Genomic DNA, 17,355 nt, shown 5'->3' with positions numbered 1-17,355 from the left:
CCGTAGGCCGCTTTGGCACCGTCGTCACGGCGACGACGGTTTCACACAATTTTTCATGCTAGCATAATTACTACGATCATGTCAAGGAAATTGTAGTAATTTGTTAAAGTTACTACAAAATCCTCTAAACGACCAGCCACCGTCTCTTGCATATCCTATTATTTCAATATCAACAATGGACCGCTCCCCTGCCCCGCCGCGATGATGCTACAATGTGTTTATGGCATACCGTATCACGATAAAAAAGGGAAACCTTCTGAACGCACCGGCATCAGACTTCATCGTCAACCCCTCCAATACGGTACTGGCATTGGGCTCGGGGGTGTCGGGGGCATTTGCAGCGGCCTGCGGGCCCGCGTTGCAGGAGGAGATGAACCGGAAAAGAGAGCGCAGCGCTCCCCTCTCCAAAGGGGATGTCCTCCTCACCGGAGCGGGAGGCTGTACCGCGTTCCGTCATGTGCTGCACGCCGCGGTCATGGATTACCGCCCGGATGCGGCCGAAACCGCGCCGAGCCTCGATGACATCCGAACGATACTCGTAAACATAGAGCCATTCCTTGCTGACAATGCAGCTGCATCCTCTGCAACGGTCACCCTTACCCTGCCGCTGATGGGAACGGGCGTTGGCGGACTGGACAAACGTCATGTGCTGGAAATCTATCGCGGTTTTTTCAGAAGGGAAGTCGATTTTGAGTGTGAAGTGTTCTTGTATGGACATTCCGAAGCCGACTGCATACTAATGCAGCGCGTCTTCGGCGAGGAGCGTGCCTAGGCGCCGCCGCCGGTATCGGCACTCAGGTCTTCGGTATGTTTGTCGTGGTGCGGCATCCCCTCGTTGGAGGCTTTCGCTTCCTGGAGTCCCTTGATCACCTCATCGATGTTTTCGTAAGGAATATGGACTTTCCAGTCGCTGGATGCACCTTCCAACGCGATGGCAATGCTGACCACCGGACTGCTATGTTTGCCGTAGGGCTCCTCGATGTGCGCGATACTGATCGTACCGTTTTGCGTATGCGCCAGTTTCAGCGTTTTGAGTTCAACCATCGATTTTGACATCCGATTCTCCTTAAATATGAAGTGGCTTGAAACCATTGTAACACATTTCAGTGCCGGAGAGCCCTTTCTACTCTCCGGCCGCCGCTGCACCATGCGGCAAAGAGAGGTAGTAGTAGCGGTTCAAGTCAAACAGGCCCGCGTCGACGGGGTGCATCGCCTCGAAACGTTTCTGGAACCAGTCGTACGCTTCCCAGAAACGGGGGTTGTCCCGCGTGATCCCGAAATGGAAAAAGCGGCGGCGGTATTCCGGCGTATCCTCGTAATGCTGCAGCATATCGAAGAAAGCCGGCGCCTCGTCGACGTCCAGCTCCAGCAGCATGTTCGGATAGGACCCGACGAAGTCGAAAATAAAGTTCGCCTGGTCTTTGGAAGGATCGAGCTGGCTCTGTTCGTCGAACAGAAAAGCAACGTTATCGTGCCAGCGGTTGATAATGACCGAGAAGACCATATCTTCCTCCCCTTCGGGCATACGGACACGGACATAGGCCAGATTCGACTGCTGCCCGTTGACCGTACGGATAAACGCCGTGCCGGGTTTTTCGACGGCGCGGAAGGCCTGGATGTAATCTGCACGGGTCCGATAGTGCTCCGGCAGGTCCGGATGGGCTTCGCCCGCCCGGAAATAGTTCAGTGCGTCGAACCCGATCCCCGTCGTTGCGGGCAGTTCGTGATCGACAAGGTGTTCGATGAACTCCCGTTTGGGGTCATCGGTCTGGTAGGCGATGGCTGCCGGCATGCGCGCCGGGCGGTAGAACAGCTTTTCCTCCACCAGGATATTGAGGTTTTTGTTCCAGGCATCGAAGAGCTTCCCGCGGACAGCTGCCGGCATAAAGTCGATGTAGTTGCTCTCCCCTTCCACCCGGAGCCGGTCCATATAGCGGCGGACGTTGGTCTGGTGCCCGACGTTGCCGAAGACGTCAAATCCGGCCACCAGTGCATAATAGATGCGTTCGAAGAGCGGGTAGTCGATGACCCAGAGGGTTTTGGGCAGGTCCCCGAGCACACCCTTGTGCACCGAGGCGCTGTCAAAGTGGCGGTAGACCGTCAGCAGCGGCGCATCATCGGCCTCGACACCCTTCCAGATGGCGTCATACCCCAGCCCGTCCGTATAGATGAGCGAATAAAAATCCGCCCGCGCTTTGTAGTAATCGACGGCCCGCTCGATGTACCGGTCGCTGAAGAAGCGGTAGGCCGGGAAATTGCTGCCCCGTTCGTCCGGCACGGAGAGCTGCTTCTCGTTGAAACGCAGCAGGTTCGGATACTGAAGGCTCAGATCATATTTGGGGTCGAGGAACATGACCCAGAAGTGATCGTTGATGACGTTCAGCGCCACCTGCCCCTTGCAGACCGGACCGCGGATAAACGTCCGCACGATATATTCGCTGTTGTCCAGCAAGAAGCCGTAGCGTACCGAAGCGGGGATCTGTGCATAAGTCACAAAGGGGTTGGCCGATGCCTTCTCGCCGTACCCCATCACATGCGGGGTCTCCAGCCACGGCGTGTCGATGAAGCTCCTTATGACCTTCGCCAACTGATGTTCGTCGAGGGTAAAGACCATATGCGTCTTGTGCACCAGCGTCGAGGTGATCCGGCGGAAGCGGTAATAAAACGGCGCCTTGCCCGGATCGTCGTAGGGTCTGAGTGTCGGGATAATCTCGACCGGAGCAGGCGCGGCCGTTTTGGAACGGACCAGTTCGTAAAAGGCGCCCTCAGGCGTGCCGAACCGGATGTGGGCCAAGTAAAGATGCTCGTAAAGATAACGCGCCGTGAGGGCATGCTTGGCATCGGGCAGGTTCAAAAAACGCTCCCACGCCTCCAGGAGTGCCGTGTCCGGTTCGGCCGGACGTTCCATCGCCGCCTGTTCTTCACTGCCCGGGCCTGATGCACCCTGCTGTATCCACTGCGACAGTGTCGTATACTCGGCGGTTGTCAACGGCGGGAACCCGTAGGGCATCCCGCGGTCCGGATACTCGTCCAGGTACTCTTCGAGTTCGTCATGGTCCTCCGGGCAGGTCAGTTCGTCGTTCTCCGGCCGGTATTCGCCGGCCATGTGGGGCAGCCGGCGCTTGGCCTCGAGCAGGCTGATCAGCGTCGAATCATTGAAACGGCCCGAGGCACTGCTGGCCGTGACGGAAAAGAATCCGTAATCTTCATGCCACTTTTCGGCGGAATCCGCATCGACAAAGAGGCGGGTCGGGTGGGCGGCACTGAGCCGTTCGGCGTCATAGACCGCCATTTTCGACGCGCCGCGTTCCAGCCCCTCGTAGGCACTCAGTTTCAGCTGGCAGGGGGCGTTGTAGCACGAATGGCAGACCACACAGCGGCGGTCGAGAATGGGGCGGACCTCTTTGGTGTAGTCGATGGCGCGCTCGGACACGGCGACGGCGACAGGGGGGAAGGGTTTCGGGGCACAGCCGGCCAACATGAGCAAGAGGATGGTCAAGGCATAAAGTAACGGTTTCATTGGGTGTAAGTGTACCGTAACCCGTTTGCATTGCCCTGCTACAATGCTAAAAAGCACGAAAGGAGTCACCATGCTTACACGGCTGTTTTCCGTAGGGCTTCTGTTACTGCTTGCCGGCTGTTCCGGCATGCAGGTGCAGCGCGACTACGATCCGGAATTCGATTTCAAACCCCTTGAACGTTTCGCCGTCGTCTATCCCCTCAAAGACGGTGTCGAGACCCTGACGCAGAGCCGGATCGCCAACGCGATTACCGCCGATATGACCAAGAAGGGGTATCTGTCCGTCGACAAAGAGCGTGCCGATTTCGTCATCGTCTTCCATACCGACGTCACCACCAGAAAACAGGTGACGACCGATTTCCAGATGGTCGGCTTCTTCCCCTACTACGGGTACGGGTACGGCGCCGCCATGACGGTACCGGTACAGCGTGAATACGATTACGACGAGGCCAAGATCATCATCGACATGCTCAACCCTGTCGGGAACAAGATCTTCTGGCGCGCGGTCGCGACCGACCGGCTGAAACACTTCGATACGCCCCAGGAGCGGACGGCGTACATCAACAAGGTGGTTGCCGAGAGCCTCGACGCCTTTCCCGCGAGGGGACTGGAACCCTGAGCAAACGGGGCTGCAGGGAGTCGTGAAAAAAAACTGATCTTTTTGTTCAATTCATTTGAATGGAAAAAGAGCCACTTTTTTCGCTAGCATACACCCCTTTATTTTCGAAGGAGTGAACAATGATCGAACTGCTTGGCATTTTCTACCCGAGCGTCGCTGTAATCGGCTACGGTATGTATTTTTACCACAACACCGGCGACCGCAAGCACTAAGAACTTTTCTGCCGGGAGTCTCCCGGCCTTTTTCCCCTTTTTTCTGCGCTACAATACCCCATGGCAATCGAAATCGAACGCAAATTTCTTATCGACCCCGCCCGGCTTCCGGAGCTGCCCGCACCGCTGGTCATCAAGCAGGGCTACATTCCGTCCGAAGGTGTCACGGTCCGTATCCGTACGACAAACGGCAAAGCCTATCTGACCCTCAAAGGCAAAAGGCATGAGCTCGTGCGCAGCGAATTCGAATACCCTATTCCCTACGAAGATGCCCTCTCCATGCTCGAAGAGCTCTGCGCACCGCCGCTGATCGAAAAAAAGCGCTATGAGATCATGTATAAGGGGCATCTATGGGAGGTGGATATCTTTGAGGGCGAGAATGCGGGGCTCTTCCTTGCCGAAATCGAGCTGCAGAGTCCCGAGGAAACGTTCGCGCTTCCGCCCTGGGTGACCCGCGAGGTCACCGAAGACAAACGCTACTACAACTCCAACCTGCGCACCCTGCCCTACGCCCATTTCAAGGACGAGGCGTAACGCCCGCGCCGTGGATCTTCTCCGTCACCTCGTCGCGCTTGGTGAAATCCGCCCCCATACTGATAATGAATGAGGAGGCCTCCTCCAGCGTAAGCGATACCGGGACGGTGAGCTCATCCTTGACCAGGACCGTGTAGCCGCTGGTAGGGTTCGGCGACGTCGGGACGAAGAGGACGCAGATGCCGTTGTGGCGGTTGAGGACATAGGCCGGGACCCAGACGCCGTCTTTGGGGTATTCGACGAGCACTACCTCTTTCTTGCCCGAATCATCCTTGCCGGTCAGCATATTGGAGATCTTGCGCGACACGGAGTAGATCGTGTTGACCGCGGGGATCTTCTCGAACATCCGGTCGATCGCCGAGAGCAGGACCGAGCGGCCGTAGCGTTCGATGGTCCATCCCAGCAGGATCAGCGCTCCCAGCACCCCGAACATCAGCAGCACCGTCGTATCGGCCGAATCGGTCAGGGTGTTGAGCCGCAGATAGGCGCTGAGGCCGATGTTCTTGAGAAAATTGACTACAAGAAGGACCACTACCAGCGGAAAAAAGGAGAGCGCTCCCACAAAGAGGAAGCGGATCATCTTCTTGACGGCGGCGGCGATCATTTCGTACAGCTCTCCTCGACCTTCATGGCAAAGCCGATATTGACATCCTGCCAGGTTTTGCCGGCATGCAGATCGTAGCAGGCGCGGTTGATGGACGTAAGCGCATCAAGGGCTTTGAAGTCACCGAGGTCGATCACGCCCTTTGCGCTGAACACACCCTTTTCAAAGCTGTAGGCCATCGGGACGTTGAGCCCTTTGCCGTTCATGATCACCTCGACCAGTACGATCTTGGCCGCTTCGTCCACGGCGAGGATCTGTGCTTCGAGCATCTGTCCGTCCATCTGGTTGAAGAAAAACTGCACCAGCTTCGCGTCGCGCCCGGCATTGCCCGACTCGACGTTGTTCGTCTGGATCATCACCTTGGCACCCTTGAGCAGTTCCGTCAGCGACGCCGCTTTGGCCGCCCCTTTGTAGACGACGGAGCGGAATGTCCCGTTGACCCCTGCCTTCATCGGTGTTTTGAACGCCGTCCAGTTGACGCTGACGTCGCCCTCTTTCACGTAGCTGCAGTCTGCCATGGCGACGGCGGCGGCAACAAGAACCGATAATGCAATCTTTTTCATCATTACTCTCCTGGTGAACCAAAGTTTTGCGGCTATTATAACTGCCATTGTTTAATCACGTATCAGCATCTTGAGGTAATATTTCAGCAAAGCAACAAGGACCCGTATGAGCAAAGCACCTTTTCTACCCTTTGAAGTCAACCTCGAGACGTTTATCGACGATCTCAAGCGTACCCTGGACGACGGGCGCGCCCAGATCCAGGCCCTCCTTGCCATCGAAGCGAAGACCTATGCAAACTTCGTCAAGCCCTTCGAGATGCTTGATGAACGGCTTGACCACTTCTTTACACCGATGTCGCACCTGCACGCCGTCAACAACAGCGACGAGACCCAGGAGGTCTATACCGCCGCCCTCCCCCTGCTCACCGAGTACGGCACCGAAGTCGGGCAGAACCTCGATATCTATACGGCGTTCAAAACCATCAAGGCCAGTGAGTATGATCTCCTCACCCCCGAACAGCAGCGCGTCATCGATCTCAACATCCAGGGGTTCGAACTGAGCGGCGCCCATCTCGACGAGGCCAGCAAAAAGCGCCTCGCGGAGATCAGCCTCCGCCGCAGCGAGCTTTCGAACCGTTTCTCCCAGAACCTTCTGGACGCGACGAACGCCTTCGAGTACATCGTTACCGATCCCGCCGACGTGGAGGGGATGCCCAAAAGCGACATCGAGAGCGCGGCGTTTGAAACCGAGGAGGGAACCACCGCCTGGAAGTTCACCCTGCAGATGCCCTCCTATATCGCCTACATGACCTACGGCCCCAACCGCGAGATCCGCGAGGCGCTCTACAAGGGCTACACGACCCGCGCCCCCGAGAATGCCGAGATCATCGAAGAGACCCTCGCCCTGCGCAAAGAGGCCTCCCGCCTGATCGGCTTCGAGACCTACGCCGAACGCTCCCTCGCCACGAAGATGGCCAAAGACCCCGACACCGTACTGGCCTTCCTCAACGAGCTGGCCGACGCCTCCATGGCCCAGGGACAGCGCGAACTGGCCGAACTGCGGGAGTTTGCGGGTGCGGCAGAGCTGCAGAGCTATGACAGCGCCTTCTTCGGCGAACAGCTCAAAAAAGCGCGCTACGACATCGACGAGGAGGAGTACCGCCCCTACTTCGAGCAGAACTCCGTCGTCGAGGGGCTTTTCGAGTTCCTGCACCGCCTCTTCGGCGTCAGCATCCGTCCGGCAGAAGGGGTCGAACTCTGGCACGACACGGCAACGGCCCATGACCTCTATGTCGACGACCAGCTGCGCGCCCGTCTCTACCTCGACCTCGAAGCGCGCCCGAGCAAACGCGGCGGGGCCTGGATGCACAACTGGCAGAGCCACTGCCTCGACGAACACGGGGAGGAGCAGCTGGCAAGCGCCTTTATCGTCTGCAACTTCCCGCCATCAAGCGCCACGACCCCGTCCCTGCTCCGCCACGACGACGTCGTCACCCTCTTCCATGAGACGGGCCATGCCATCCACCACCTGCTCAGTACCGTCAACGAAAACGGGGTCAGCGGGGTCAACGGGGTCGAATGGGACGCCGTGGAGTTCCCGTCGCAGTTCCTGGAGAACTTCGCCTACGAGCCGCAGGTACTGAAGCTCTTCGCCAAGCACCATGAGAGCGGCGAAGTCATCAGCGACCTCATGATCGACAAACTGGTCCGCGCCAAGAACTTCCAGTCGGCGATGGGCATGCTCCGCCAACTCGAGTTCGCCATTTTCGACTTCACCCTCCATATGGAGGAGACACCGGACGTCCAGGCGGTCCTCGACGCCGTGCGCGAACGTACCGCCCTGCTCACGCCCCCGTCGTACAACAAATTCCAGAACGGCTTCTCGCACATCTTCGCCGGCGGGTACGCGGCGGGCTACTACAGCTACAAATGGGCCGAGGTCCTCAGCGCCGACGCCTTCTTCGCCATCGTCGACCAGGGGGTCTTCGATACCGCCCTGGGCCGCAGCTACCTTGACATCGTCCTGGGGCGCGGCGGCTCGGAGAGCATGCGCGTCCTCTTCTACAAGCTGATGGACCGCGAGCCCGAAACGCAGAGCCTGCTGCGCCTGAGCGGCATTGAGGCGTGATCAGACTCCTCGCGGCGCTACTGCTGCCGCTGGTGCTGTTTGCAGGAGAAACCGTGCGCATCGCAACCTATAACGTTGAAAACCTCTTCGATCTCGAACGCAGCGGCCATGAGTACGCCGAGTACATCCCGAACACCCCCTGGCAGTGGAACGAAAAGACCTACCGCAAAAAACTGAGGAATATCGCCCGCGTCATCGCCGAGATAAAACCCGACGTCATCGGATTGCAGGAAGTCGAGTCGGACCAAGCCCTGCGCGACCTGCAGGTGGAGATCAAGCGCGCCGGCCTCTACCTCCCCCACCGCGCTATTGCCGACGCCAAACCGAGTGTCGTCAAAACGGCCCTGCTCTCGCGCTTTCCCGTCAAGGTCAAGCGTGAGATCGCCGTCGCCAACGGCAACCGTATCCGCAACATCCTCGAAGCCCGCCTCGACACCGGCGGTGAACCGTTCTACGTCTTCGTCAACCATTGGAAAAGCAAATCGGGACCGGAGAGTTTGCGCATACTCTCGGCCAAAGCGCTCAAAAGCCGCCTGGATGCGCTGGGAAGCGTATCGTATGTCCTGCTGGGGGATTTCAATTCGGACTACGACGAAAAGCACCTCTTCATGCGCAAACGCAAGCACAACGACACCGACGGCATCACGGGGATCAACGACGTGCTGTTGACGATGCGCGGTGAAAAAGGCGTCACCCTCGACGATCTGCACCGCTGCCCGAAGTGTGCCTATGACCTCTGGTACGACCTGCCCGGTCTGCAGCGCTGGAGCCACAGCTTCTACGGGCAGCAAGAGGCCCTCGACCACATTATCATCTCCCCCGCACTGGCCGACGGGAAAGGGAACGAATACGTTAAGGGAAGTTTTACACGCTTCCGTCCCGACTACCTCCTGACCAAAAAGGGGGCTCCCTACCGATGGCAGCGCAGCCGTACCTATCCCAAGCACCATACCGGGAAGGGCTACTCCGACCACCTCCCGATCTACGCCGATTTCACCTTGAAGTGAGGATGTAACAAAGCTGCACTATAATGTTCCATCATGGAAAGCGCGCTTTTGAAATCCTACCTGGTACAACAGCTCGAAACGGCCAAGCAGCAGCTCCCGCTTATCGGGCCGGACGCCGATATCGAAGCCCTGCACCGCTTCCGGGTCGCCCTCCGGCGGTTCCGTTCCGTCCTGGCGGCATACAGCAGGCATCTCTACGCCCCCGACACCATCGCCAAGTCGATGCTCAAAGTCACCAACCCGCTGCGCGAAACCGACGTCTTTCTCGACGCCCTCTCGCTTGAAAGCTACCCGCAACTGCACGGTGCACTGACGCGCTACCGGACCAAACAGTACAAAAAACGGTGGCCGCCCGAAACGGCGGCCCGTTTCGGCCAGACGATCGACCTGCTGGTCGCCGATGTCGAAGCCCTGAAACTCGACCAGCGGAAAAAGCGGCTCGTCGTGCGGGGCGAAGCCCTGTATGAAAAGGCCAAAAGCGCACGGAAGGCCCTCAGTAAGGATTCCAAAGAGAAAGAGATCCATGAGATCCGCCTGCTATACAAACAGGCACGGTACGTTCTGGAGTTCCTCCATGAAGCAGGACTTATCGAGGCCAAACGCAAGATCAGGAATGCCAAAAAGCACCTGGAACATTTCGGCGCCATCCAGGATGCGGCCAACCAGCTCGACTGGCTCCACCGCTTCTGCGAAAAGCACCCTTCGGACGAGTGCCATACGCTTTACGATACACGCAAACAGGCACTCCGTGATCTGAAAAAGGCTTTTGAGCTCTAGCTCAGCAGGGCTCCCAGCCGCTGATGTCGTCGGGAATGCCGAGGTCGAAGGTATCGAGGGGATAGGCCATCTCGGGGTGGATGATGTAGAAACCGCTCTCGTGGACGAACCCCTCGATCGCGTCGATCATGTCACTGTAGTCGCCCATGCTTTCGTCGTTGAAAAGGACATGGTAACGTCCGCCGCCGTCGCGGGCAACATGGAACACGCCCGCCGCAGTTTTGAAACGGAGTATCTTTGTCAAATGCACTCTCTGTTTTTCCCCACTGAATGCAACCGTCGTTCTATAAAACAGAGGGGCTCAGAGCTGCCGTTTGTACGTGGAGAGGTCGACCTTCTCCCCCGCCTTCAGCTTCGCCTCGATCGCATCGATCATCTCCCGGTACCCCTCGGCATCCGCCATGGCCAGGTAGGCGGCAAAGCGTTTCGGATCACTGCAGCGTCTGAGTTTCTCCGGAAGTGAGGCGGCTTCCGACTCCACCCGTACGGGCAGCAGGAAGCGCCCGATAACGACACCCGCCAGCAGTGCCAGCAGCAGGTGCAGCCACGACGCGTTCCACTGCATTGACGCTTCGCCGGACGGTGCAGCCTTCTCTTTATCTGCAATGGCGGCAGCGGCGGAACGGACGGCTACGGTATGGGGTTCGGTGGTCAGTGTCACCGTCCGTTGCTGCTCCGTGTCGTAATAGGAGAGCTGCAGGGCCGGTACCGTGAAATTGCGGTCTGAGACGATAGCGAACTGCTGGCCGATACTCCCTTCGTAGCCGTTATCGCCGAGACGAAGCGTTTTTTCGTCTCCGTCGGTAAACTGCCGGGCACCCGGGATATTCAGTGCAAAGGGCGCCATCGTATCGAGGTTTCCGTAGCCCTCCAGGCTTACAGCCACCTGTATCGGCGTAAAGGCATCGACCGTTTCGCGGTCAACCTTGAGCGAGAGGGTCAAATGCCCGGCATAAGGCGTCTGCTGCGGTGCCACTACGACGTCGATCACGGGCAGCGAGACGGTACGGGCCGTGTAGTCAAGCTTTTCGACGTTGTCCCGCCCCATCACCGCGTTTTCGATGGAGGCCTTCGTCGTATGCTCCATCGTAGCATGAAACGCCAGCGAGAGGGGCCCGGCTGTTTTCGGGAAAACGGTAAAGCGGTAACGGTTGACCCGATGCCCGTCGACGATCTGCTCCTCGCTGTTCTGCGGTTCGATGCGGTACGCCTCCGTCTCCTTCACCGGATCGAAAGCGATGATGTAGGCATAGGCTTCCGAATCAAAGCGGCAGGTATACTCGACGGCAAAGGCTTCGTGCTGCGCTACACGCGTTTTCGTCGCCGCGGCACTCCAGGTGTAGGTTGTTTCCACGGCCCATGAGAGCAGCGGCAGAAGCAGCAGTGTCCAGAGCAGCCCTCTACCAGGGGTTCGTTTCATGTACGCTCCTTTGATTGATCAGTTCATACTGTTTTGAGCTCAGGCGGCTGTTGCCTTTGTTCGAGAACTCCAGCTGCTCCTCGCGCTCCACCTTTTTTCCCTGGCTTCCGGCCCCGGAGCGGCGTTCGGCACTGCTTTGCTGGTTGCTGCCTCCGCCCTCTTTCTTGGGAGCGCCTTCGCTGCGTTCGGTCTCCTGGTCCTGGGCGCGCTTCTTGCCCTCCTGCCGTCCGGTGAGCATATGGTCCTGTTCCTCGGCTCCCAGGATGTGCATCATGTTCGCGAGCGCTTCCGCATCGTAGTGCAGCGCCAGGGAACGGGCAAAGGCCTCGCGCGCTTTCGCGAACTCCTTGAGACGGACAAGCGCATTGCCCCGGTTGAACCATACCGACGCGCCGAAGCTGCCGTCATGCTGCTCCAGCGCGCTGTAGTACTGCAGTGCGCGTTCATACTCGCCTGTACGGTACCAGGCATTGCCCGCATCATACAGTGCCGCCGCCCCCTCCATCTGCGCATAGAGCGCGGCACTGCGGTTGAAGTCGGCCGCTTCATAGGCCTCTGCCGCCCGGTACGGCAGCGTCGCGTTCCACAGTAGCAGCAGCAGTACCGACAACAGCGCCGCAAAGAAACCGATCAGGAGCGGGAGCAGCGCCCGGTGCCCTTTGCTGGCGCAGATCACGCGCCATCCCTGCACCAGGAGGGATGCAGTGACGGCGGGTAGAGAGGTAATATGGCCCAGACGGTTACGCACGACGCCCTCCGATCCGTGAAATGACATCCGTCATACCCAGCATGGCGAACAGCAGTGCCAGTGCAAGTGGAACGTAAAAATACTCCCGGAAGAGGATAATCTTCCGTCTTTCGCGGATATCCGCCATCCCCTGGGCTTTGATGGCTGCCGCCAGCGCCCCCGCATCCGCCCCGTCGATCACGACGCCGCCGGTCGCGTCGGCGATCGCATCGATCGCACTGTTGCGTGCCGTCACGACGATGCCGCCCTCCTCGTTGCGCAGCAGTTTCCCGTCTTCGGCTTTCAGCGTGCCCCCCGACGACGTCGCCAGCATGACGACGTTGACGATCAGCCCGGCTGCGCGCGCCTTCGCCGCCTCCTGGGAGTACCCCAGACTATCGCCGCCGTCCGTCAGGAGAACGACGATGGGATGCTCGGAACGCGACAGTTTGCGCGCCAGCTCCAACGCACCGCCTATTTCCGTCCCCCGGGTCATGACCATCGACGTGTCCAGACCCGAAAAGAGGTGCAGCAGCAGTTCGTCGTCGCGGGTCAGCGGCGACAGGATCACCGGATTCGTCGTAAACGCCAGGACGCCGAAGCGGTTCGTATCGTCGGCTTCCACCACCGACGAGAGCAGTTGCTTCGCCGCCTCCAGGCGGCTCGGGGCGATATCGGTCGCCTGCATGGAGCGGGAGATGTCGATGGCAAAGATGACGTCGCTGCCGCGCTGCTCGATCGACACCGGCTCCTGCATCGCCACCGGGCGGGCCAGTGCGAGAATAGCGAAGACGATCGACGACATTAGAAAGATACTCCGTACGCTCCAGACGAGACCGCCGCCCCGCTGACGGCGGTAGACGAGATAGAGTCCGAAGAAGAGCAGCAGCCAGAGCCAAAGCGGGGCCATAAACGTCATCACAGGGCCTCCCTGCGCCAGAGGTAGAAGAGCAGCAACACGCCCATTGCCAGCGGCCAGGTGTAATAGTACTCTTTACGCAGGATCCGTTCCGACTTGATTCTGGAACGCTCCAGGGCATCGATCGCTTCATAAACCGCGGCCAGGGCTTCCGGGTCATAGGCGGCAAAGAAAGCACCTCCGCTCTCGTCGGCGATCCGGCGAAGCATTGCTTCGTCGAACTCTCCCTTCTGTCCCATCCCGACCGTATAGATGCGGATGCCGTGTTTGACGGCCAGCTCCGTCGCCGCTTTGGGCGACACCCGCCCGCTGTTGTGTTCTCCGTCGGTCAGCAGGACAAGGACCTTGGAGAGCGCCTTGGAATCTTCAAGTGCCCTGACGCCCATGGCGATCCCCTCGCCGATGGCCGTGTTCTGTCCCGCCATGCCGTAAACGAGGTAATCCATCATCTCCGCGACAACGGTTTTTTCATAGGTCACGGGCGAAGCGATAAAGGCGAAGTCGCCGAAGAGGACGACCCCGGCGTTATCGCCTATACGATCCACAATAAAGTGTTTGGCGATCCTTCTGGCGATATCGAAACGACTCTCCCGGCTTTTGGGGTCAAAACCCGATGCCCCCATCGACCCGCTGGCATCGAGCGCCAGCACGACATCGACCCCCTGGCGGTTGAGCGGGTCATCCTGATCGATCGTGACGGGAGAGGCGATTGCTGTGACCAGCAGCAGCACCGCAACGTAGCGCAGCAGCCAGAGCCATTTGAACCATCCCCGCCGTACGGCAAAGAGTTCGAGATGGACGAAATAGCGCGGGCTCAGGCGTTCACGGCAGCGGTAGAGGCAGTGCCACAACGGCGGCAACAGCAAAAACAGCCAGGGAAATTCAAAACTCATGGGTTACTCGGACGGGGGAAGGGGATCGGCGCCGTCCGACACGCCGGGAGCGGCACGGCAAAGCGAAGGCCGCGCATCGTTACCGCTGGATAATATCGACGATTTCCAGCGTTTTTTCAGCGACCCGGGCCACTTTGCCATCGATACGGACGGTCAGGAGACCGTCACGGTCACGGGGAGCAATAATCACGGCTTCCTGTTCAAACACGGTACGGTCGATCCGCTGCCCTCTTTGGAGCTTTTTCTGCCAGCCCGGAGGCAGCGGCTTGCCGCTGCGGGCTTTTTTCTGCAGCCCCGGGGGAAGATCGCCGTGTTTGTCGTTTTTCGCCTGGACCGGGAAGACACAGAGTGCTCCGATACATGCAAGGGCAAGAATACCTTTATTGATCATAAATACTCCTTCCGGTGCACGGCACCGTTTATGGGCATATACTATACCATAACCTTATAGTAACTCAAACTGCGGACGCGTGCCGTCACACCATCATCGGTTCGTCGGTCGGTTCGATCTCCTCGAAGTCATCAACGATCTGGTCGAACATCTTTTTCGTCTTCTCCGCTTTGGCAATGTGCTCGCTGAAAATCGGCGCCGTCGCCGGGAAGGTCTCTGAGAGCTCACGGTAGATCAGGATACGCCCGTTGATGTGGTTGTTGATCTCGTCGAAGGCACCGCGCAGCCATGCTTTGGAGTTCGTATGGCGGAACAGCGCCTTGACCATCTTTTTGCGCTCTTTGATCGGCAGCGATTCGTCCAGGGCCTGGGAGATGCGTTTGATATCGATACGCGAGAGATAGACGCCGCTGAGTGCCGGTGCCAACAGCTTGTTTTCCAGTTCATCGACAAAAGCCGGAACGGGCTCGTCGTCGACGGCATCACCGGCATCGCGCTCGTTTTCGACGGGGTTGCCGCTTTCATCGGTCGAACATTTTTCGCGGACGAACTTGTCGAACTCCGCTTTGAGATCGTCGAGATCATGTGGGTTCATCTGTTTTCCTTTGTCAAATAATTATAAACGGTCTCGGTCATGATGTCCAGCAGACTCTCATAGCCGCTATAGGCGCGGTCCAGTTCGACGCAGCGCTGGCGCAGTGCCGACGGCTGGCGGGGCTGTTTGAGGTCGACATTGAGCGCCGGCAGGGCACTGACCATCGAAAGGTCGCCCAGTGCCGACAGGTCGATTACCATGTCATACCCGGAGAGATCGACGGCCATGCCCTCAGCAAGCCGGTTAATGTCCAAGTCTGCGCCGAGGCGCTGCTGCAGCGCCATCAGGTCCTCGATCCACGGGTCGAACATCGCAACCGTTTTCCCTTCGAGTGTCAGGGCTAAAGCCCCGGCCAGCGGGGTAGCCCCAATGAGGGCCACACGCTCCGCACCGCTTTTTTCCGCCATCTGTTTCAGGGCAATCGGCAGGAGAAGCTCGCCGCGCATCTGCCCGTTCTCAACGACGACGGTATCGCAAATCCCCGTGCGTTCGCACAGTGCCGAAGCGGTATCGACGATTTCGAGCACCTGGTCCTGGTACTCCGTTGCGATCACCGCCCCGTTGACGTGCGACTGCTTCATGTTTGAAAGCGTAAAGTAGAAATCGTCGGGACGGATGTTCATCGGGATCATCATCGCGTCGTCCCCGCTCGCCTTGAACCGTTTGTTCAGGGTCACTGCAAAACGGTTCTGCTGCGCCTCTTCGGCAATGAACCCGAAGAGCCGCGTCGTGTTCGTTATCTGGTTCGCTTCGTTCACTCATCATCTCCTATGCCCCAGAGGGTGCGCGCTTCCTCCTCCTCGATCCGGCAGCGGTGGCAGACCCGCTCCCCGGCGAGGGAGGTAAAGGGGTTCCCGCATTCGTCGCAGTTACGCACGGAAAAAGTCACGAGGCGCTGCTGCGTCGGTTCGAAGAGCTCTTTCATATTGAACGACGGCGACAGCGTCAGGGCATCCGGTTCGCAGACGTCATGGCAGAGGTGGCAGCGTACGCACATCATTGCGTCGAAATCGATCTTGGCACCCTTGATGTCGCTGGTGAGCGCCCCCGTCGGGCAGATACGGTAACACATCTGGCACGCCGTACATTTGTCGCCGTCCATCAGCTTCTGGGACGCCAGCGTCAGTTCGGAAGCATCGACGACGTGGTACTCTGAGGGCTTTTCAGCCCGTTTCATCGCGGTAAAGAGCAGTTTGCGCTTGTCCGGCAGCGTCTTGGTCCGCAGCTGGGCGATCGCCGTTGAATCGAGCTGGTGGCGGATCAGTTCATCCGTTGCCGTCTCCACCTCGCGCTCGAACTTTGCTTTACCCTCGGCCAGTGTTTTGAGGTTGAACGCCCGCAGGAAACCGCGGCGGTCGCCCTCTTCCCCGGGTGTTTCCGCTGCATAGGCGGCATCTTCGAACACGATCTCCGCACTGCTCATCATCGCCTCGAGCAGGTAGGAGGCCTCTTCGGCGCGCGCCTCGAACTGCGGGCGGCAGGTTGAGGCGATCTCGCACCCCTCGCAGTGGCCGGTGTCGAGGCGGATGCCCCCTTTGAGCGACGCGAGCGAAAAGAGGTGGTCGACGCTCAGTGCGGCGATGCAGGGAACGTTTTTGCGGCAGGAGACGAGGTTGTCTCCGTCACCGACGAACGCAAAGAAGAACTCCGTCGCGCTGAAATCGTCGACACGGATCGCTTCGGTCGGGCAGGCACCCGCACAGCCGCCGCAGCCCACACAGGCCGCCTGGTTGACGGCGGGGACATTCTCCGTCGCTACCAGTGCATCGGTCGGGCACGCCGTGATACAGCTGTTACAGGTGCTGAAGGTGCTCAGCTGGCGAACACAGCGGCCCGGGTTGAGGGTAATGCCGGCCATCAGGCTCCCGCTGTCTCGCTGAGGTACTGGTAGTCGCTGAGGAGGAACTCCAGCGTCATGTCCGCCGCATCATAGTAGAGCGGTGTACGGGACTCGTGCTTCATATTGAGCAGGTACATCGGCGCCCAGCGCACAAGGTGCTTCTCGAGGAAGGTGCGTTGCACCTCCATCAGTTCATCCACCGCTTCGCCGTCATTGTCGTTCATCGCCTTGATCTGTGCTTCGCAAAGATGGTGCATGAACTCCAGTTCGACCCCGATATGGTCGGCCGAAACGACCCGCGCCGCTTCGAAATCGACCATGAAGTCGTACGCCGAATAGATGTCGGTCACCGGGTTGGCACCCCCCGTCTCGATCATCTGGTCCTCGCGGGTATAGAAGGTCTCGTAGGGGATCAGGTGAAGCAGGGAGACGTTGGTGAAATCGGGGTTCAGATGCTTCTCGATCAGTTCACTGCTTTGAAGAGTCATGCGTGCTTCCCAGATCTTGTAGTTCGGCATCATCTCCAAAATGGCGTCATCGTTGTTGATAATGTCTATAAGTTCCGTATCGGCTTCCTGCATCAACACTCTTGAAAGAAGTGCGTAGATATTGCTGCGTGCTTGTGTCTGTTCCATTAATTACCTAACTGTAGAAAATGTGGTGAGA

Annotated in this window: 20 protein-coding genes; 6 read left to right on the top strand and 14 right to left on the bottom strand. The window is 58.8% G+C overall.

Annotation, left to right across the window (positions count from 1 at the left end):
- Positions 1–220: 220 nt before the first annotated feature.
- Positions 221–772, top strand: coding sequence for a macro domain-containing protein (locus WCX49_RS05330; RefSeq protein WP_345986549.1), 552 nt, complete (start codon positions 221–223; stop codon positions 770–772).
- Here WCX49_RS05330 and WCX49_RS05325 read toward each other — a convergent pair.
- Positions 769–1,056, bottom strand: a complete 288-nt coding sequence (locus WCX49_RS05325; RefSeq protein ID WP_345986548.1) for a hypothetical protein — start codon at positions 1,054–1,056, stop codon at positions 769–771. The two genes, WCX49_RS05330 and WCX49_RS05325, sit on opposite strands and share 4 nt — an antisense overlap.
- A 67-nt stretch (positions 1,057–1,123) precedes the next feature.
- Complete coding sequence (locus WCX49_RS05320) at positions 1,124–3,520, bottom strand: fatty acid cis/trans isomerase (protein WP_345986547.1); 2,397 nt, start codon at positions 3,518–3,520, stop codon at positions 1,124–1,126.
- Positions 3,521–3,590: 70 nt separating this feature from the next.
- On the opposite strand from WCX49_RS05320, the gene WCX49_RS05315 reads away from it, so the two are divergent.
- Both WCX49_RS05315 and WCX49_RS05310 read left to right on the top strand, forming a co-directional pair.
- Positions 3,591–4,139 carry a DUF4136 domain-containing protein gene (locus WCX49_RS05315; RefSeq protein WP_345986546.1) on the top strand — a complete coding sequence of 183 codons (549 nt, stop codon included), beginning with the start codon at positions 3,591–3,593 and terminating at the stop codon, positions 4,137–4,139.
- 272 nt (positions 4,140–4,411) lie between these two features.
- Complete coding sequence (locus WCX49_RS05310; RefSeq protein WP_345986545.1) at positions 4,412–4,885, top strand: CYTH domain-containing protein; 474 nt, start codon at positions 4,412–4,414, stop codon at positions 4,883–4,885.
- Here WCX49_RS05310 and WCX49_RS05305 read toward each other — a convergent pair.
- Both WCX49_RS05305 and WCX49_RS05300 read right to left on the bottom strand, forming a co-directional pair.
- Positions 4,869–5,489 carry a DUF502 domain-containing protein gene (locus WCX49_RS05305; protein WP_345986544.1) on the bottom strand — a complete coding sequence of 207 codons (621 nt, stop codon included), beginning with the start codon at positions 5,487–5,489 and terminating at the stop codon, positions 4,869–4,871. The two genes, WCX49_RS05310 and WCX49_RS05305, sit on opposite strands and share 17 nt — an antisense overlap.
- Positions 5,486–6,055, bottom strand: coding sequence for a YceI family protein (locus WCX49_RS05300; RefSeq protein WP_345986543.1), 570 nt, complete (start codon positions 6,053–6,055; stop codon positions 5,486–5,488). Before WCX49_RS05300 ends, WCX49_RS05305 begins: the two co-directional genes overlap by 4 nt.
- A 103-nt stretch (positions 6,056–6,158) precedes the next feature.
- Here WCX49_RS05300 and WCX49_RS05295 point away from each other — a divergent pair, with 103 nt between their 5' ends.
- Genes WCX49_RS05295 through WCX49_RS05285 form a run of 3 tightly spaced genes read left to right on the top strand, consistent with a single transcriptional unit; the run spans position 6,159 to position 9,904 of the window.
- Positions 6,159–8,120: a M3 family metallopeptidase gene (locus WCX49_RS05295; RefSeq protein ID WP_345986542.1), complete on the top strand. Its 1,962-nt coding sequence runs from the start codon at positions 6,159–6,161 to the stop codon at positions 8,118–8,120.
- Entirely contained in the window at positions 8,117–9,127 is a 1,011-nt protein-coding gene (locus WCX49_RS05290; protein ID WP_345986541.1) for an endonuclease/exonuclease/phosphatase family protein, read from the top strand. The genes WCX49_RS05295 and WCX49_RS05290 overlap by 4 nt, the downstream gene beginning before the upstream one ends.
- Before the next feature lie 33 nt (positions 9,128–9,160).
- Positions 9,161–9,904, top strand: coding sequence for a CHAD domain-containing protein (locus WCX49_RS05285; RefSeq protein ID WP_345986540.1), 744 nt, complete (start codon positions 9,161–9,163; stop codon positions 9,902–9,904).
- A gap of 1 nt (position 9,905) precedes the next feature.
- On the opposite strand, the gene WCX49_RS05280 is transcribed toward WCX49_RS05285, so the two are convergent.
- The 10 genes from WCX49_RS05280 to WCX49_RS05235 all read right to left on the bottom strand — a co-directional run bounded on the left by WCX49_RS05280 (position 9,906) and on the right by WCX49_RS05235 (position 17,324).
- Positions 9,906–10,148 (bottom strand): hypothetical protein, encoded by a 243-nt coding sequence (locus WCX49_RS05280; protein ID WP_345986539.1) that lies wholly within the window; start codon positions 10,146–10,148, stop codon positions 9,906–9,908.
- A 57-nt stretch (positions 10,149–10,205) separates the two neighbouring features.
- A complete protein-coding gene (locus WCX49_RS05275; RefSeq protein ID WP_345986538.1) occupies positions 10,206–11,324 on the bottom strand; it encodes a hypothetical protein in 1,119 nt (372 codons plus the stop codon).
- A complete protein-coding gene (locus WCX49_RS05270; RefSeq protein ID WP_345986537.1) occupies positions 11,305–12,072 on the bottom strand; it encodes a tetratricopeptide repeat protein in 768 nt (255 codons plus the stop codon). The genes WCX49_RS05275 and WCX49_RS05270 overlap by 20 nt, the downstream gene beginning before the upstream one ends.
- Positions 12,065–12,970: a VWA domain-containing protein gene (locus WCX49_RS05265; protein ID WP_345986787.1), complete on the bottom strand. Its 906-nt coding sequence runs from the start codon at positions 12,968–12,970 to the stop codon at positions 12,065–12,067. Before WCX49_RS05265 ends, WCX49_RS05270 begins: the two co-directional genes overlap by 8 nt.
- A complete protein-coding gene (locus tag WCX49_RS05260) occupies positions 12,970–13,863 on the bottom strand; it encodes a VWA domain-containing protein (protein ID WP_345986536.1) in 894 nt (297 codons plus the stop codon). The genes WCX49_RS05265 and WCX49_RS05260 overlap by 1 nt, the downstream gene beginning before the upstream one ends.
- A gap of 79 nt (positions 13,864–13,942) precedes the next feature.
- Positions 13,943–14,254, bottom strand: coding sequence for a hypothetical protein (locus tag WCX49_RS05255; protein WP_345986535.1), 312 nt, complete (start codon positions 14,252–14,254; stop codon positions 13,943–13,945).
- Positions 14,255–14,339: 85 nt separating this feature from the next.
- On the bottom strand, positions 14,340–14,849 hold the full coding sequence (locus WCX49_RS05250; protein WP_345986534.1) for a hypothetical protein: 510 nt from the start codon (positions 14,847–14,849) through the stop codon (positions 14,340–14,342).
- The gene (locus tag WCX49_RS05245; protein ID WP_345986533.1) at positions 14,846–15,607 is read right to left on the bottom strand and encodes a hypothetical protein; all 762 of its coding nucleotides are present in this window, start codon (positions 15,605–15,607) and stop codon (positions 14,846–14,848) included. Before WCX49_RS05245 ends, WCX49_RS05250 begins: the two co-directional genes overlap by 4 nt.
- Entirely contained in the window at positions 15,604–16,707 is a 1,104-nt protein-coding gene (locus WCX49_RS05240; RefSeq protein ID WP_345986532.1) for a 4Fe-4S binding protein, read from the bottom strand. The genes WCX49_RS05245 and WCX49_RS05240 overlap by 4 nt, the downstream gene beginning before the upstream one ends.
- Positions 16,707–17,324: a molecular chaperone TorD family protein gene (locus tag WCX49_RS05235; RefSeq protein ID WP_345986531.1), complete on the bottom strand. Its 618-nt coding sequence runs from the start codon at positions 17,322–17,324 to the stop codon at positions 16,707–16,709. The genes WCX49_RS05240 and WCX49_RS05235 overlap by 1 nt, the downstream gene beginning before the upstream one ends.
- Positions 17,325–17,355: the final 31 nt, after the last annotated feature.

The sequence above is a fragment of the Sulfurimonas sp. HSL-1656 genome (assembly GCF_039645585.1).
Lineage (GTDB): Bacteria > Campylobacterota > Campylobacteria > Campylobacterales > Sulfurimonadaceae > Thiomicrolovo > Thiomicrolovo subterrani.
Note: the sequence above shows the minus strand (reverse complement) of the source record. Positions and strands in the feature narration are given on the sequence as shown.

Excerpts from the sequence above, each read along its gene's own strand:
- WCX49_RS05330 (WP_345986549.1), top strand. The coding sequence starts at position 221 with ATGGCATACCGTATCACGATAAAAAAGGGAAACCTTCTGAACGCACCG.
- WCX49_RS05325 (WP_345986548.1), bottom strand. The coding sequence starts at position 1,056 with ATGTCAAAATCGATGGTTGAACTCAAAACGCTGAAACTGGCGCATACG.
- WCX49_RS05320 (WP_345986547.1), bottom strand. The coding sequence starts at position 3,520 with ATGAAACCGTTACTTTATGCCTTGACCATCCTCTTGCTCATGTTGGCC.
- WCX49_RS05315 (WP_345986546.1), top strand. The coding sequence starts at position 3,591 with ATGCTTACACGGCTGTTTTCCGTAGGGCTTCTGTTACTGCTTGCCGGC.
- WCX49_RS05310 (WP_345986545.1), top strand. The coding sequence starts at position 4,412 with ATGGCAATCGAAATCGAACGCAAATTTCTTATCGACCCCGCCCGGCTT.
- WCX49_RS05305 (WP_345986544.1), bottom strand. The coding sequence starts at position 5,489 with ATGATCGCCGCCGCCGTCAAGAAGATGATCCGCTTCCTCTTTGTGGGA.
- WCX49_RS05300 (WP_345986543.1), bottom strand. The coding sequence starts at position 6,055 with ATGATGAAAAAGATTGCATTATCGGTTCTTGTTGCCGCCGCCGTCGCC.
- WCX49_RS05295 (WP_345986542.1), top strand. The coding sequence starts at position 6,159 with ATGAGCAAAGCACCTTTTCTACCCTTTGAAGTCAACCTCGAGACGTTT.
- WCX49_RS05285 (WP_345986540.1), top strand. The coding sequence starts at position 9,161 with ATGGAAAGCGCGCTTTTGAAATCCTACCTGGTACAACAGCTCGAAACG.
- WCX49_RS05275 (WP_345986538.1), bottom strand. The coding sequence starts at position 11,324 with ATGAAACGAACCCCTGGTAGAGGGCTGCTCTGGACACTGCTGCTTCTG.
- WCX49_RS05265 (WP_345986787.1), bottom strand. The coding sequence starts at position 12,970 with ATGACGTTTATGGCCCCGCTTTGGCTCTGGCTGCTGCTCTTCTTCGGA.
- WCX49_RS05260 (WP_345986536.1), bottom strand. The coding sequence starts at position 13,863 with ATGAGTTTTGAATTTCCCTGGCTGTTTTTGCTGTTGCCGCCGTTGTGG.
- WCX49_RS05255 (WP_345986535.1), bottom strand. The coding sequence starts at position 14,254 with ATGATCAATAAAGGTATTCTTGCCCTTGCATGTATCGGAGCACTCTGT.
- WCX49_RS05250 (WP_345986534.1), bottom strand. The coding sequence starts at position 14,849 with ATGAACCCACATGATCTCGACGATCTCAAAGCGGAGTTCGACAAGTTC.
- WCX49_RS05240 (WP_345986532.1), bottom strand. The coding sequence starts at position 16,707 with ATGGCCGGCATTACCCTCAACCCGGGCCGCTGTGTTCGCCAGCTGAGC.
- WCX49_RS05235 (WP_345986531.1), bottom strand. The coding sequence starts at position 17,324 with ATGGAACAGACACAAGCACGCAGCAATATCTACGCACTTCTTTCAAGA.